At 70.3% G+C, this 12,826-nt stretch carries 13 protein-coding genes; 7 read left to right on the top strand and 6 right to left on the bottom strand.

Annotated features, from left to right (window positions below):
* Positions 1 to 323: 323 nt before the first annotated feature.
* The 3 genes from ACH4TV_RS37325 to ACH4TV_RS37315 form a co-directional block, all read right to left on the bottom strand.
* Positions 324 to 563: a DUF3263 domain-containing protein gene (locus tag ACH4TV_RS37325; protein WP_398405736.1), complete on the bottom strand. Its 240-nt coding sequence runs from the start codon at positions 561 to 563 to the stop codon at positions 324 to 326.
* 54 nt (positions 564 to 617) lie between these two features.
* Entirely contained in the window at positions 618 to 1,895 is a 1,278-nt protein-coding gene (locus ACH4TV_RS37320) for an extracellular solute-binding protein (RefSeq protein WP_398405735.1), read from the bottom strand.
* A gap of 276 nt (positions 1,896 to 2,171) precedes the next feature.
* Positions 2,172 to 3,425 (bottom strand): ABC transporter substrate-binding protein, encoded by a 1,254-nt coding sequence (locus ACH4TV_RS37315; RefSeq protein WP_398405734.1) that lies wholly within the window; start codon positions 3,423 to 3,425, stop codon positions 2,172 to 2,174.
* A 143-nt stretch (positions 3,426 to 3,568) separates the two neighbouring features.
* On the opposite strand from ACH4TV_RS37315, the gene ACH4TV_RS37310 reads away from it, so the two are divergent.
* From ACH4TV_RS37310 to ACH4TV_RS37300, 3 genes are read left to right on the top strand one after another with little or no spacing between them, the layout of a single operon-like run.
* Complete coding sequence (locus tag ACH4TV_RS37310) at positions 3,569 to 4,513, top strand: ROK family protein (protein ID WP_398405733.1); 945 nt, start codon at positions 3,569 to 3,571, stop codon at positions 4,511 to 4,513.
* On the top strand, positions 4,513 to 5,745 hold the full coding sequence (nagA, locus tag ACH4TV_RS37305; protein WP_398405732.1) for an N-acetylglucosamine-6-phosphate deacetylase: 1,233 nt from the start codon (positions 4,513 to 4,515) through the stop codon (positions 5,743 to 5,745). Before ACH4TV_RS37310 ends, nagA begins: the two co-directional genes overlap by 1 nt.
* Before the next feature lie 23 nt (positions 5,746 to 5,768).
* Positions 5,769 to 6,713, top strand: a complete 945-nt coding sequence (locus ACH4TV_RS37300) for a 1-phosphofructokinase family hexose kinase (RefSeq protein WP_398405731.1) — start codon at positions 5,769 to 5,771, stop codon at positions 6,711 to 6,713.
* A gap of 55 nt (positions 6,714 to 6,768) precedes the next feature.
* Here the strand turns inward: ACH4TV_RS37300 and ACH4TV_RS37295 are convergent, their stop codons facing one another.
* Positions 6,769 to 7,776 (bottom strand): CBM35 domain-containing protein, encoded by a 1,008-nt coding sequence (locus tag ACH4TV_RS37295; RefSeq protein WP_398405730.1) that lies wholly within the window; start codon positions 7,774 to 7,776, stop codon positions 6,769 to 6,771.
* Positions 7,777 to 7,943: 167 nt separating this feature from the next.
* Positions 7,944 to 9,665: a diguanylate cyclase CdgB gene (cdgB, locus tag ACH4TV_RS37290; RefSeq protein WP_398405729.1), complete on the bottom strand. Its 1,722-nt coding sequence runs from the start codon at positions 9,663 to 9,665 to the stop codon at positions 7,944 to 7,946.
* Positions 9,666 to 9,996: 331 nt separating this feature from the next.
* Between cdgB and ACH4TV_RS37285 the strand changes: the two genes are divergently transcribed.
* Positions 9,997 to 10,593: a flavin reductase family protein gene (locus tag ACH4TV_RS37285; protein WP_398405728.1), complete on the top strand. Its 597-nt coding sequence runs from the start codon at positions 9,997 to 9,999 to the stop codon at positions 10,591 to 10,593.
* A 48-nt stretch (positions 10,594 to 10,641) separates the two neighbouring features.
* The gene (locus tag ACH4TV_RS37280) at positions 10,642 to 11,109 is read left to right on the top strand and encodes a GNAT family N-acetyltransferase (protein ID WP_398405727.1); all 468 of its coding nucleotides are present in this window, start codon (positions 10,642 to 10,644) and stop codon (positions 11,107 to 11,109) included.
* Between the two features lie 57 nt (positions 11,110 to 11,166).
* On the opposite strand, the gene arfB is transcribed toward ACH4TV_RS37280, so the two are convergent.
* On the bottom strand, positions 11,167 to 11,604 hold the full coding sequence (arfB, locus tag ACH4TV_RS37275) for an alternative ribosome rescue aminoacyl-tRNA hydrolase ArfB (RefSeq protein ID WP_398405726.1): 438 nt from the start codon (positions 11,602 to 11,604) through the stop codon (positions 11,167 to 11,169).
* Between the two features lie 200 nt (positions 11,605 to 11,804).
* On the opposite strand from arfB, the gene ACH4TV_RS37270 reads away from it, so the two are divergent.
* Both ACH4TV_RS37270 and ACH4TV_RS37265 read left to right on the top strand, forming a co-directional pair.
* On the top strand, positions 11,805 to 12,380 hold the full coding sequence (locus tag ACH4TV_RS37270; RefSeq protein WP_398405725.1) for a TerD family protein: 576 nt from the start codon (positions 11,805 to 11,807) through the stop codon (positions 12,378 to 12,380).
* Between the two features lie 195 nt (positions 12,381 to 12,575).
* Complete coding sequence (locus tag ACH4TV_RS37265) at positions 12,576 to 12,824, top strand: hypothetical protein (protein ID WP_398405724.1); 249 nt, start codon at positions 12,576 to 12,578, stop codon at positions 12,822 to 12,824.
* Positions 12,825 to 12,826 lie beyond the last annotated feature (2 nt).

The following is a 12,826-nucleotide window of genomic DNA, read 5'->3' as shown; positions in this document are numbered from 1 at the left end:
ACCCGACTCGGCCCGTTTGCCAGTCGCCCTCGAACCTCTCGGCGCTGGCCGACATCTCCCACCCACCCGCCCCCGCCGCTTCTTCAGCCCAGGCCCCGGTATCTCCATCGCGTCCGGCGATCCGAGGCCGAGGCCGGTACAGCCCAGGCTGTGTTTCCCACCCGCCCACCCGTTTGCCGTATCTGTTCAGCGCAGGACCAGGCATCTCAGCCCGTCCGGCGTTTGAGGACAAGGCCCGTTCAGGGCCGTAGCGGGGGTCTGGAGGCGCAGCCCCCAGGGATGGGCCGGGTAGGGGCGGCGGGGGCGAGGAAACCCCCCGTCGCCTACCGCTCGCCCCGCCGGGACTCCCGTACCCTCCGCAGCCGGTTCACCGTCACCGGATCGCACGCCAGCGCCCGCTCGTCATCCAGCAGCGCATTGAGCAGCTGGTAATACCGCACCGGCACCAGCCCCAGTTCCTCCCGGATCGCCCGCTCCTTCGCACCCGGCCCCACGAACCCCCGGCGCTCCAGCGCGAGGATGTCCTGTTCCCGTTGGTCCAGTCGCAACCGCTCTCCGTCCATGGAACGAACCGTAGCCCGCACCACCGACACCCGGACGGCACCCGGCGCTATGCGCTACTCCGCCGCCGTATCCGCCTCCGCAACCTTCTCCGCCGCCGCAGCCCCCCGCTGTATCGCCCCCAGCACCTGCCCGGGATTCCCCCGCCCCAGCACCGCCCCGCCGATCGTCTTCTGGATGCTCCGGCTCGTGTCCGTCCACGTCGGCTTGCCGATCGGGTAGAGCTGGGCGGCGCCGAGCGCGTCCAGGCCGTCCCACAGCTCCTCGTACGTCGCGTTCGCGCGCATCGACGCGGACGCCGACGACGTCACCGGCAGCAGCTGGTACGTGCCCGCCAGATCCACCATGTTCTTGTCCTCGTACAGGAAGTTCAGATACGTACCGATCTCCGTGGCATGGCCGCCGTGCTTGAACGCGGCGATCCAGTCCGACGTGCCGACCGTCGCCGTCGTCACGCCCGCCGTGCGGCCCGGCATGGGGACGGCCTCGTACGCCACCGGCTCCACCGACCGCTCGATCTCCCGCACGAGCGCGCCCGGCGCGCTGACCATGCCGGCCTCGCCGTTCACGAAGGCCTGGAGGGCGGCCTTGCGGTTGAGGCGGTTCGGGGGGACCGGGCCGGTCAGGCCGTCGCCGACGAGGCGGTCGCGCAGCCAGGTGAGGGTGGCGATGTTGCGGGTGGAGTCGATGGCGTACTCGCCGCTGTCGTCGGTGTAGCCGCCGCCTCCGCCGAGCAGCCACTGCAGGGTCTCGGCCTGCGCCTCCTCCGGGCCGAGCGGCAGGGCGTACGGGTACTTCACGCCCCGCTCGTCGAGGACCTGCGCCGCGTTCCTCAACTCGGCCCAGGTGGTGGGGGGTTCGAGGCCGGCCTCGTCGAAGAGGGTCTTGTTGACGTAGAGGAGGCGGGTGGAGGCGAGGAACGGCAGGCCGTACTGGGCGCGGCCCGTGGTGCCCGCGTCGACGAGGTTGGGCAGGAAGTTGGCCTGGACGCGGATGGAGAGCAGGTCGTCGGCGGGGTGGAGGAGGCCGTCGGCGGCGTAGTCGGCGTAGTTGCCGATCTGGGCGATGTCGGGCGGGTCGCCGGCCGCGACCATCTTGGCGACCTGGGCCTCGGCCTCGGCGGGTTCGTACACGCTGACGTCGAGCTGGATGCCGGGGTGGGCGGCCTCGAAGGCGGTGTCGACCCGGTTCCAGTACGACTCCGAGTTCTTGACGATGCCGTCGCCGTAGTTCGTGGCGACGACGGTGAGGGTGACGTTGCCCGACCCCTCGGTGCCCGTACCGCAGCCGCCGAGCACCAGGACGGCGCCCAGCCCCAGCGCGGCGGCGGACACGGGCCCCCGCCGCACCTGTCGCCGACCGCCACGCCCGTTACGCCCGTTACGTATCCGGCCCTTTTCTCGCACGGCAGACCGCTCCCCTGGGAGGCACACGCGTCACGCTCTGTGGACGCGCGTAGAGCCTCCCGCATCAGGGGCTCCGCTCCAATGCCGCGAGCGTTTCGGACAGGCAACATTTCCTGTGGCCAGGCACTGCTGCTCACCCACTACTCACCACTTCACCACTACTCACCACTTCACCACTACTCACCACTTCACCACTACTCGCCACTACTCGGCGTTCTCCTCCTCGTTCTCCACCGAGTTCGCCTCCGTCTGGAGCTCCGTGAGGACCGTCGCCGGGTTGCCGTTCGCCGCGAACGCCGTACCGATCCGCTGCTTGATGTCCGCGCTGACCTGCGCCCAGGACGTCTTGCCGACCGGGTAGAGCTGGGCGGTCGGGAGTTCCGCCAGGAAGGGGGCGAGGTCCTTGTCCTGGGCGGCGGTGGACATCACCTTGGACGCGGAGGCGGTGACCGGCAGCAGGTCGTACTCGCGGGAGAAGGCGAGCACGTTCTTCTCGTTGTAGACGAAGTCGAGGAACTCGCCGATCTGAGTGCGGTGGCCGTTCTTCTTGAAGGCCATCATCCAGTCGGCGACGCCCATCCCGGACCGGGTCGGGGCCTCCTCGCCCGGCATCGGCACGATGCCGAAGTCCACGCCCTTCGCCGCCGCCATCTTCATCAGCGAGGGGTGGCCGTTGAGCATGCCGACCTCACCGCGCGCGAACGCGGCGAAGGCGGCGGCCCGGTTGAGCTTGGCAGGGGCGACGGGCCCGGTGAGGCCCTTGTCGACGAGTTCGTTCTTGAGCCAGGTGAACGTCTGGACGTTCTGCGGGGAGTCGATGCCGTAGGTGCCGACCGTGCTGGTGTAGCCGTCGCCGCCGCTGAGCAGCCACTGCATCGCCTCGGCCTGCGCCTCCTCGGGCCCGAGCGGGAGGGCGTACGGGTACTGCACGCCCTCCTCCTTCAGCGCGGCGGCGTCGGCGGCCAGCTCGCTCCAGGTGGTGGGCGCGGTGAGGCCGGCCGCGGTGAAGAGCTCCTTGTTGTAGAAGAGGAGGCGGGTGGAGGCGGCGAAGGGGAGGCCGTACTGGGTGCGCTTGAGCTGTCCGGCGTCGGCGAGCCGGGCGACGAAGTCTGCCTGGGTCGGGATGGAGAGCAGGTCCGAGGCGGGGTACAGCTCGTCCTTGGCCGCGTAGTCGGCGTACGCGCCGATCTGCGCCATGTCGGGCGCCTCACCGGCGGCGACCATCTCCTTGACCTTGCGGTCGACGTCGTTCCAGGAGTAGACGCTGACGTCGACCTTCACGTCGGGGTTGGTGGCCTCGTACTCCTCGACCAGCTTGTCCCAGTACTTCTGGGAACTGTTGGCATCGGAGTCCCCGTAGTCGGCGGCGACCAGCTTGAGGGTGACCTCCCCCGAGCCGGAGCCTCCACAGCCGCTGAGTGCCGCCGTCATTCCCAGTGCGGACACCGCCGCGATCATGCCTGTCCTACGCCGCTGCACTGCTGTAACCCCAACCGGTCGTTCACGTATGTGTTCATTGGTACGTTCAACTTCTTACCCATAAGGTCTACACCACGCGAGTGGACTAGACCTCTTCCGGGTCGACGGGCCACACTGTCCCCGTGAGACATGTCATCGCCCTCGACGTGGGCGGCACCGCGATGAAAGCGGCCCTGACCGGGCCGGACGGCGCCCTGCTCCACCGCGCCCGCCGGGCGACCGGCCGCGAGCAAGGACCCAGCGCCGTCGTCGAGGCGATCCTCGACTTCGCCACCGACCTCCGCGCCCACGGCATCGCCCACCTCGGCGAGAGCGCCTCGGCCGCCGGGGTCTCCGTCCCCGGCATCGTCGACGCCGAACACGGCATCGCCGTCTACGCGGCGAACCTCGGCTGGCGTGACGTACCCCTGCGCGCACTGCTCTCCGAACGGCTCGGCCTGCCGGTCGCCCTCGGCCACGACGTACGCAGCGGCGGGCTGGCGGAGGGCCGGATCGGGGCCGGCCAGGGCGCCGACCGCTTCCTCTTCGTCGCCCTCGGCACCGGGATCGCCGGCGCGATCGGCGTCGACGGCCGGGTGGAGGCGGGCGCGCACGGCTTCGCGGGCGAGATCGGCCACATCGTCGTACGGCCCGGCGGGACCCCGTGCCCGTGCGGCCAGCGCGGCTGTCTGGAACGGTACGCGTCGGCGTCCGCGGTGAGCGAGGCATGGGCCACGGCCTCCGGCGCCCCCGGCGCGGACGCGGCGGACTGCGCCAAGGCCGTCGACGCCGGCGACCCACGCGCCGCCCAGGTCTGGCAGGACGCGGTGGACGCCCTGGCCGACGGCCTGGTGACCGCCCTCACCCTCCTCGACCCACGCACCCTGATCATCGGCGGCGGCCTGGCAGAAGCGGGCGACACCTTGTTCACCCCGCTGCGCACAGCGGTACAACGACGGATCACCTTCCAGAAGCTCCCGTCCATCGTCCCCGCAGCCCTCGGAGACACAGCAGGCTGCCTGGGCGCGGGTTTGCTGGCCTGGGACCTCCTCACCCCCATGACCGACCTCACGGAGGCAACGCCCTGATGGCAACCAACCCAGCGGCGGCGGCCCCCATGGCAACGGACCTAGGGGCGCGGGGAACTGCGCGAACAACCCCCACCGGCCGGCAGCCCGCACACAACCTGGTGTTCAGAGGCGCCCGAGCAGTACTCCCCGAAGGCATCATCAACGACGCCCAACTCGCCGTAGAGGGCACCAAGTTCACCGCCCACGCCCCCGAGAACGCCCACGTGATCGACGTACGAAACCACTGGCTGATCCCCGGTTTCGTAGACCTCCACAACCACGGCGGCGGCGGAGCCTCCTTCACCTCCGGCACAGCAGAAGACATCCTCAGAGGCATCCACACCCACCGAACCCACGGCACCACCACCCTCGTGGCCAGCACCGTCACCGGCGACATGGACACCCTCACCGCCCAGGCCGGCCTCCTCTCCGAACTCGCCGAACAGGGCGACCTCGCCGGCGTGCACTTCGAGGGCCCCTTCATCTCGCCGTGCCGCAAGGGCGCCCACTCCGAGGCGCTGCTGCGCGACCCGGACCCGGCGGAGGTACGGAAGCTGATCGACGCGGCCCGCGGCCGGGCCAAAATGGTCACCCTCGCCACCGAACTCCCCGGCGGCCTCGACTCCGTCAGACTCCTCGCCGAACACGGCGTCATCGCGGCGATCGGGCACACGGACGCGACGTACGAACAGACGGTGAACGCCATCGACGCGGGCGCCACGGTCGCCACGCACCTCTTCAACGCGATGCCCGCCCTGGGCCACCGCACCCCCGGCCCGATCACCGCCCTCCTCGAAGACGAACGCGTCACCGTCGAGCTCATCAACGACGGCACGCACCTGCACCCCGCCGCCCTCCAACTGGCCTTCCACCACGCGGGCGCACACCGCGTGGCGTTCATCACGGACGCCATGGACGCGGCCGGCTTCGGCGACGGCCGCTATCTGCTCGGCCCGCTGGAGGTCGAGGTCAGCGGGGGCGTGGCGCGGCTGGTCGAGGGCGGCTCGATCGCGGGCTCGACACTCACCCAGGACCGCGCCTTCCGGCGGGCGGTGACGATCGACCGCCTCACGGTCACGGACGCGGTCGCCGCCCTGTCCGCCAACCCGGCCCGGCTGCTGGGCATGTACGACACGATCGGCTCCCTGGAACCGGGCAAGGACGCGGACCTCGTCCTGCTGGACGCGGACTTCACCCTCAAGGGAGTGATGCGCAAGGGGAGTTGGGTAGTGAAGCCCCAACTACCCTGAACTGAAGAGGGGAGGCCGACGGAATGATCCTCACGGTCACGCTGAACACAGCCCTCGACATCACGTACCGCGTACGGGAGTTACGCCCGTACGCCTCCCACCGGGTCACGTCCGTGACCGAACGCCCGGGCGGCAAGGGCCTGAACGTGGCCCGCGTCCTGGCCGCCCTCGGCCACGAGGTGACGGTCACCGGCTTCACGGGCGGCCCGACCGGACGGACCGTACAGGAACAACTCACCGCCACACCTGGCGTGTTGGACGCCCTGGTCCCGGTCTCCGGCCCAACTCGCCGCACGATAGCGGTGATCGACGAAACAGCCGGAGACACCCGCCCGACGGACGCGACCCAACTCAACGAGCCCGGCCCGCAGATCACCCCGGCCGAGTGGTCCGCCTTCCAGGACGTGTACGAGGGACTGCTGCCGTCCGTCTCCGTGGTCGCTCTCTGCGGAAGCCTGCCACCGGGGGTACCGGTGGGCGCGTACGCCCAGCTGATCCGCACGGCACGGTCGGCCGACGTACCCGTGCTGCTCGACACCAGCGGGGAGCCGTTGCGCCGCGGGGTCGCGGCCCGCCCCGACCTGGTCAAGCCGAACGCCGGTGAACTCGCCGAACTCACCGGCTCCCACGAGCCGTTGCAGGCGACCCAGGACGCCCGCAGACGGGGTGCGCGAACCGTGGTGGCCTCGCTGGGCGTGGACGGGCTGCTCGCGGTGACCCCGGACGGCCGCTGGCGGGCGACCCCGCCGGCCCGCATCCGGGGCAATCCGACGGGCGCGGGCGACTCGGCGGTCGCGGGCCTGCTGTCGGGCCTCGTCGACCGGCTCACGTGGCCCGAACGACTGACCCGGGCGGTGGCCCTGTCGGCGGCGACCGTACTGGCGCCGGTGGCAGGCGAGTTCGACCGGGCGGCGTACGACGAACTACTGGGCCGGGTGACGGTGACACGCGAGGCGACGGCTGCCTAGCAGGCCGCTCGGACCGGCCCTTGGCCGATCAACTGGCCACTCAACCGTCGTCCGCTCAGCCGTTCTTGTCGGTCAGGTACAGCTGGTCCAGGTTGACGTCGCACTGGTTGCCCTGCTCGCAGGAGATCTTGATGGTGTTGGTGCCCTTGTTCAGCCGAACGGACGCCCATGTGTTCGTCCAGCCCTTCGCGTAGTCGCCCTCGGCGGCGTTCGCGAAGTTCTTCATGTTGAGCGGGCGGGTCTGGGCCGTGCCGTTGACCGTGATCGTGGCGGAGGCGTCCTTGCCGGGTACGCCGTAGTTGACGTACAACCGGTATTCGTCCGCCTTGGTGATGCCACTCACGTTCCACGTGACCGACGCGCCCACGTTGTTGAAGTTGCCCACATAGACACCGTCGGCCGCCTTCGCGCCGTCGACGTCCGACACGGTGGTGGCGCCGCCGCCGAGGAGCAGGGCCTTCGCGTCGATGGTCGGGAGGTCCTCCGCCGCCGCCGCCGAGGTGCTGGTCGACGGGGACGGTGCGGCGCTCTGGCCGGTCGAGGGGGTCGTGCCGGCCTCGTTGCCCTTGTCGCTGGGGTCGTCGTCGCCGCCCATCATGGCCACGCCGATGCCGATGACGACCGCGGCGACCACCGCGATGGCGCCGATCAGCAGCCCCTTGGTGTTGGGCCCGCTCCCCCGCCCGCCGCCGCCACCCGAGCCGTACCCGTGCTGCTGCGGGGCCGCGGGGCCACCGCCGAAGGCCTCGGGTGCCTGGTAGTGGGCGTTCGGGCCGCCGTACACACCCTGCTGCGGGACGGGCGCCTGGCCGTACTGCGCGGTCGGGGCGGTCTGGCCGTACGCCGGCTGCTGCGGCTGCTGGCCGGGGCCGGGACCCTGTCCAGGGGGGCCTGCCGGCGGGCTGTACTGACGCTCTCCGACCGGCCGCACCCGGCCGACCGAGTTCGGGTAGCCGTAACCACTGCTCGGCGGCTGGGCTCCGTTGGCCCGCCCGTCTTCGTACAGGTAGCCGAACGGGTCGTCGTCCTCGGGCGTGCTCGCGCCGTTGTTGCCGGGCGTCATCCCTTGGGTACTCCTCAACAGGTGCGGGGTGGGGCGGGGGCTGGGCCTACAAGGTGTTGCGAGGTTCTGCGAAACATGTAAGGCAAATAGCGAGCCTACCCGCTCCCACTGCCCCAAACGGGTGACTCGCATCGCACAGGGCCGCCGTCAGGTCACCGACCTGGAGATCATCCCGCCCGGCGGTGCTGTTTGGGACGAGATCGTTTCTCGACGTACATCCGTTCGTCAGCTGACTTCAGGACCTCGTCCGCTGTCATCCCGCACTGTGCCCACCCGATGCCGAAGCTCGCACCGACCCGCATCACGCGCCCGTCGACCCGGACGGGCTGGATGATCTCGTTGCGCAGGCGTACGGCGAGGTCCTGGGCGTCGGCCCGGCCGAGGCCGTCGGCGAGCACCACGAACTCGTCGCCGCCGAGCCGGGCCACGGTGTCGCCGTCGCGCACGGCGCCGCCGAGCCGCCGGGCCACCTCGATCAGCACCGCGTCCCCGGCGTTGTGCCCGAAGCGGTCGTTGATCGACTTGAAGCCGTCGAGGTCGCAGAAGAGGACCGCGAGCCCCTTCGTGCCGTCGTCCTGCTCACCCTCGGGGGCGACGACATGGACGTGGTGGTCGTAGGCGCCGTACACCTCGGGGGCGGCGCGGAAGTCGAAACCGTGGCCGTTCACGTCGTACGGCTGGAGGCCGCCGTCCGTCGCCGTCGCCGTGTACTGGTCGCGTTGGCCGTACGGGTCGAGCTGGCCGTGACCGTAGGCCGCGTCGACCGCCTCGACCAGGCCGGGCTCCGCCGACTGCGGGCGCTGGCAGAGGCGGGAGCTGAGCCGGGTCTTCAGCTCGGCCGAGTTGGGCAGGCCGGTGAGCGAGTCGTGGGAGGCGCGGTGGGCGAGCTGGAGCTCGCGGCGCTTGCGCTCCTCTATGTCCTCGACGTGGGTGAGCAGGAAGCGCGGGCCGTCGGTGGCGTCCGCGACGACGGAGTTGCGCAGCGACACCCACAGGTACGAACCGTCACGGCGGCAAAGTCTGAGTTCGGTGCGCCCGCCCTCGGCGGAGGTGCGCAGCAGCGTGCCGATGTCCTCGGGGTGCACGAGGTCGGAGAAGGCGTACCGGCGCATCGCGGAGGCGGGGCGGCCCAGGAGACGGCACAGGGCGTCGTTGGTCCGGAGTATTCGCCCGTGCTGGTCGCCGCCCATCTCGGCGATGGCCATGCCGGAGGGGGCGTACTCGAAGGCCTGGCGGAAGCTTTCCTCACTGGCCCGCAGCGCCTGCTGCTCGCGTTCGAGTCTGACCAGTGCCCGCTGCATATTCGCGCGTAGACGCGCGTTGCTGATCGCGATGGCGGCCTGGAACGCGTACATCTGGAGCGCTTCTTTGCCCCATGCCCCCGGTCGGCGACCGTTGCGGGGCCGGTCCACGGACAGGACACCGATCAGTTCGCCGCAGCTGCCGCCGGGCACGCCCGGCGTGAACATGGGCGCGAAGAGCCGGTCCGACGGATGCCACTCGTCCTCGAAGCGCGGCGCGGGGCCGTCGGTGTACCACTGCGGGACGTCGTCGTCGTCGAGGACCCAGCCCTCGGTGTGCGGTATGAAGACGAGGTCGCCCCAGTTCTCGCCCATCGCGAGCCGGCGCTCCCAGGAGTCGCGCGAGCCGACGCGGCCGGTGATGAGAGCCTCGGCGGCGGAGTTCCCGGCGAAGGCGGCGACGACCAGATCGCCGTCGGGGCGGACGAGGTTGACGCACGCCAGCTCGTACCCAAGGCCGTTGACGACGCCGTCTGCGACGGTCTGAAGGGTGTCCGCCAGACTGCGCGCGGTGTTCATGTCCGCCATGACCTGGTGCAGTTGCCGCAAGGTCGCGAGACGGACGTACGGCTCCTGGTCGGTCTCCATTCGCCCTCCTTCCGCCTTTCTCACCTTCCCCGCCACTGAATCACAGCGCGCTGCCCACTCGGTACACAGGGTCAACAAAAAAGGTCACCTGTGACTCAAGTCACAGCGAAAGATGAGCAATTGAGTGGAGTTTCTGAGTTCTCCCTGTGCGTTTACTGAACGCAAACTTTGTATCTGTGGGGATAGTACGGGCGGGGCGAACCCGGCGAAGGCGGTTCCTGATCTTTGCTGTCCGTCGGTCGGTCCGTCGGTCGGTCCGTCCGGAGTCCTAGGACCCGGTTCGGGCGCTGGTCCGATGCGGCGGCACAGGAGAGGCGCATAGCTTTTCCGTGTGCTGACTCCCTCTGCCGTACCCGTCACGTCCGCCCCGCGTGCCACCACCGCCTCCCCGGCCGGGCATCCTGGGGGAGTGAGCAACGACGACTTCCGCGCCGCGATGTCCCGCCTGGCCTCGGGCGTGGTCCTGGTGACCGCGCGGGAGCCGTCCCTCGACCCCGACGACCCCCAGGCACCCGCCGGCGAGGACGTCGGCATGACGGCCACCGCCTTCCTGTCGGTCTCCCTGGACCCGCCCCTGGTCATGGTCAGCGTGCGCGAGGGCTCCCGGATGGACGACCTGCTCGCCGAGCAGCCCACCTGGGCGGTCTCCGTCCTCGCCGAGAGCCAGCAGCACATCGCGGGCCGGTTCGCGATGAAGGGCCGCATCAGCGACCGCCTGCTCTTCGAGGACATCCCGTACGTCCGCGGCGAGGCGTCCGGCGCCCTCCTGGTGCGCGGCTCCCTGGCGACCCTGGAGTGCCGTACGGAACAACTGGTGCCCGCCGGCGACCACACCCTGGTGATCGGCCGCGTCCTGGCGGCGACGGCACCGAACGCGGACGGGGGCCCGCTGGCCTACTTCCGGGGCCGCTACCGGCAGTTGGGCTGACGGGTAACTCGCTGGTCACTCGGGTACCGGGCGGCTTAGGTTGCCCGTATGACGAACGACGCGCTCAGGCTGGAGCGGATCACCACCGACAACTTCGAGGCGGCCGTCGCCGTACGGGTCCGCCCGGACCAGGAACACGCGGTCGACCCGGTCGTGAAGTCCCTGGCCGAGGCGTACGTCCGTGCGCGCATCGCCTGGCCCCGGCTGATCCTCGACGGCGAGCGGCCCGTCGGCTTCCTCATGGCCTTCTTCGACATCTCCTGGGGCGACACCGGCACCGACATACGCTCCGGCCTCTGGCGCCTGAACATCGACGCCGCCGAACAGGGCAAGGGCTACGGCCGCTTCGCCGTCGAGTCCGTCGCCGCCGAACTCCGCCGACGCGAGGGCACCGACCTCTACGTCACCTGGCACCCCGGCCCCACCGGCCCCGAGCTCTTCTACCTGGGCCTGGGCTTCCGCCCCACCGGGGAGACGAGCGGGGGCCAGACGGTCGGGGTACTGAAACTGACCTAGCCTGCGGGTCTGCCGGCCCAGTGGCGCCAAGCCCTGAACTCCGGACTCCGGGCCCTATTACCAGTCCCGTCCCGCGTCCCGTCCCGTACGCCCTCGCTTCACGTCCGCGCGCGCCTTCTTCTGACGCAACCGGCGTTCGTTGATTCCGCGCGGGATACGGGTCGGGGTGCGGGGCTTGGGTGGAGGTGCGGTGGCCTCGGCGAGGAGGGCGGCCAGACGGACGGCCGCCGACTCACGGTTGCGCCACTGGGAACGGTGCTCGGAGGAGCGGACGGTGACGACTCCGTCGACGAGCCGTCCGGCGAGGCGCTCCAGCGCACGCTGCTTCCACACCTCGGGCAGTGCTTCGGTGCCTGCGAGGTCGAGGCTCAACTCCACCCTGGAGTCACTGGTGTTGACGTGCTGCCCGCCCGGCCCACCGGACCGCGAGAAACGCCACATGAGCTCGGCCTCGGGGAGCGAGACGGAGCCGCGGATGAGGTAGGGACCGGACATGCCCCTATGGTCGCGCGCCTGTCCGGTCCACGTCACCCTGTTTTCACGCCGGTAGGTAAAGAAAGTAAAGGCGCGCGGAACCTTCCGGCCCCCCGTCGGCGTTCATAGGGATGACGGTAGCTTCGTCCCGTACGGAGCTGCCGGTACGGGGTTCCACGCACCGCACGCATGTACGCCAAACGATGGAAGGACTCCCAACAATGGCTGTAAGCCTGTCCAAGGGTGGCAACGTCTCGCTCACCAAGGAGGCTCCGGGCCTGACCGCCGTCACCGTGGGCCTCGGCTGGGACGTCCGCACCACCACCGGCACGGACTTCGACCTCGACGCCTCGGCGATCGCGGTGAACCCGCAGGGCAAGGTCTACTCGGACGGCCACTTCGTCTTCTTCAACAACAAGGAGACCCCGGACAAGACCATCGTCCACACCGGCGACAACCGCACGGGCGAGGGCGCTGGCGACGACGAGGCGATCAAGGTCAACCTCGCCGGCCTCCCGGCCGACGTCGAGAAGATCGTCTTCCCGGTCTCGATCTACGACGCGGAGAACCGCTCGCAGAACTTCGGCCAGGTCCGCAACGCGTACATCCGCATCCTGAACGAGGCGGGCGGCGCCGAGATCGCGCGCTACGACCTGTCGGAGGACGCGGCCACGGAGACGGCGATGGTCTTCGGCGAGCTGTACCGCAACGGCGCGGAGTGGAAGTTCCGCGCGGTCGGCCAGGGCTACGCCTCGGGTCTGGTGGGCATCGCCCAGGACTTCGGCGTCAACGTCTAAGTCGCACAAGGCGGTTGAAAAGCCCCCGGCCGGGCGCGAACTCGCGGTTTGGCCGGGGGCTTTCGCATGCCCGCACAGAGGGATAACCCCAGAATCCCGGGCCATTGCTGGAACCTTCAAGAACGACCCCCCTACGCTCCCGACTCGTACGCCCCCCGAAGAGACACCCGTACGAGAAGCGGAGACAAGTCACCCATGCCCGCCTTATCGGACGAACACTGTCCGCCCGGAAAGAATCCCGGCAGTGCTCCCCCCACCGTCCTGAGGGACAACCACGCTCTCGACGAACTCCGCGCGGCCGCCGTCCTCGGCATCCCCGGCCCCGGCCCCGGGACCCAGCACATCGAGCGCCTCACCTTCGGCCGCGCCGCCCGCACCTCCGCCCCGGCGGCCCGCCTCGAACTCCCCCTGCGCATCCGTACGCGAACCAAGGTCGGGGTGTAACC

The organism is Streptomyces sp. NPDC020898, assembly GCF_044333925.1.
Taxonomy (GTDB): domain Bacteria; phylum Actinomycetota; class Actinomycetes; order Streptomycetales; family Streptomycetaceae; genus Streptomyces.
Note: the sequence above shows the minus strand (reverse complement) of the source record. Positions and strands in the feature narration are given on the sequence as shown.

Bases quoted from the DNA above. Each gene is read 5' to 3' on its own strand.
- ACH4TV_RS37325 (WP_398405736.1), bottom strand. From the start codon at position 563: ATGGACGGAGAGCGGTTGCGACTGGACCAACGGGAACAGGACATCCTC.
- ACH4TV_RS37315 (WP_398405734.1), bottom strand. From the start codon at position 3,425: ATGATCGCGGCGGTGTCCGCACTGGGAATGACGGCGGCACTCAGCGGC.
- nagA (WP_398405732.1), top strand. From the start codon at position 4,513: ATGGCAACCAACCCAGCGGCGGCGGCCCCCATGGCAACGGACCTAGGG.
- ACH4TV_RS37300 (WP_398405731.1), top strand. From the start codon at position 5,769: ATGATCCTCACGGTCACGCTGAACACAGCCCTCGACATCACGTACCGC.
- ACH4TV_RS37295 (WP_398405730.1), bottom strand. From the start codon at position 7,776: ATGACGCCCGGCAACAACGGCGCGAGCACGCCCGAGGACGACGACCCG.
- cdgB (WP_398405729.1), bottom strand. From the start codon at position 9,665: ATGGAGACCGACCAGGAGCCGTACGTCCGTCTCGCGACCTTGCGGCAA.
- ACH4TV_RS37280 (WP_398405727.1), top strand. From the start codon at position 10,642: ATGACGAACGACGCGCTCAGGCTGGAGCGGATCACCACCGACAACTTC.
- arfB (WP_398405726.1), bottom strand. From the start codon at position 11,604: ATGTCCGGTCCCTACCTCATCCGCGGCTCCGTCTCGCTCCCCGAGGCC.
- ACH4TV_RS37270 (WP_398405725.1), top strand. From the start codon at position 11,805: ATGGCTGTAAGCCTGTCCAAGGGTGGCAACGTCTCGCTCACCAAGGAG.
- ACH4TV_RS37265 (WP_398405724.1), top strand. From the start codon at position 12,576: ATGCCCGCCTTATCGGACGAACACTGTCCGCCCGGAAAGAATCCCGGC.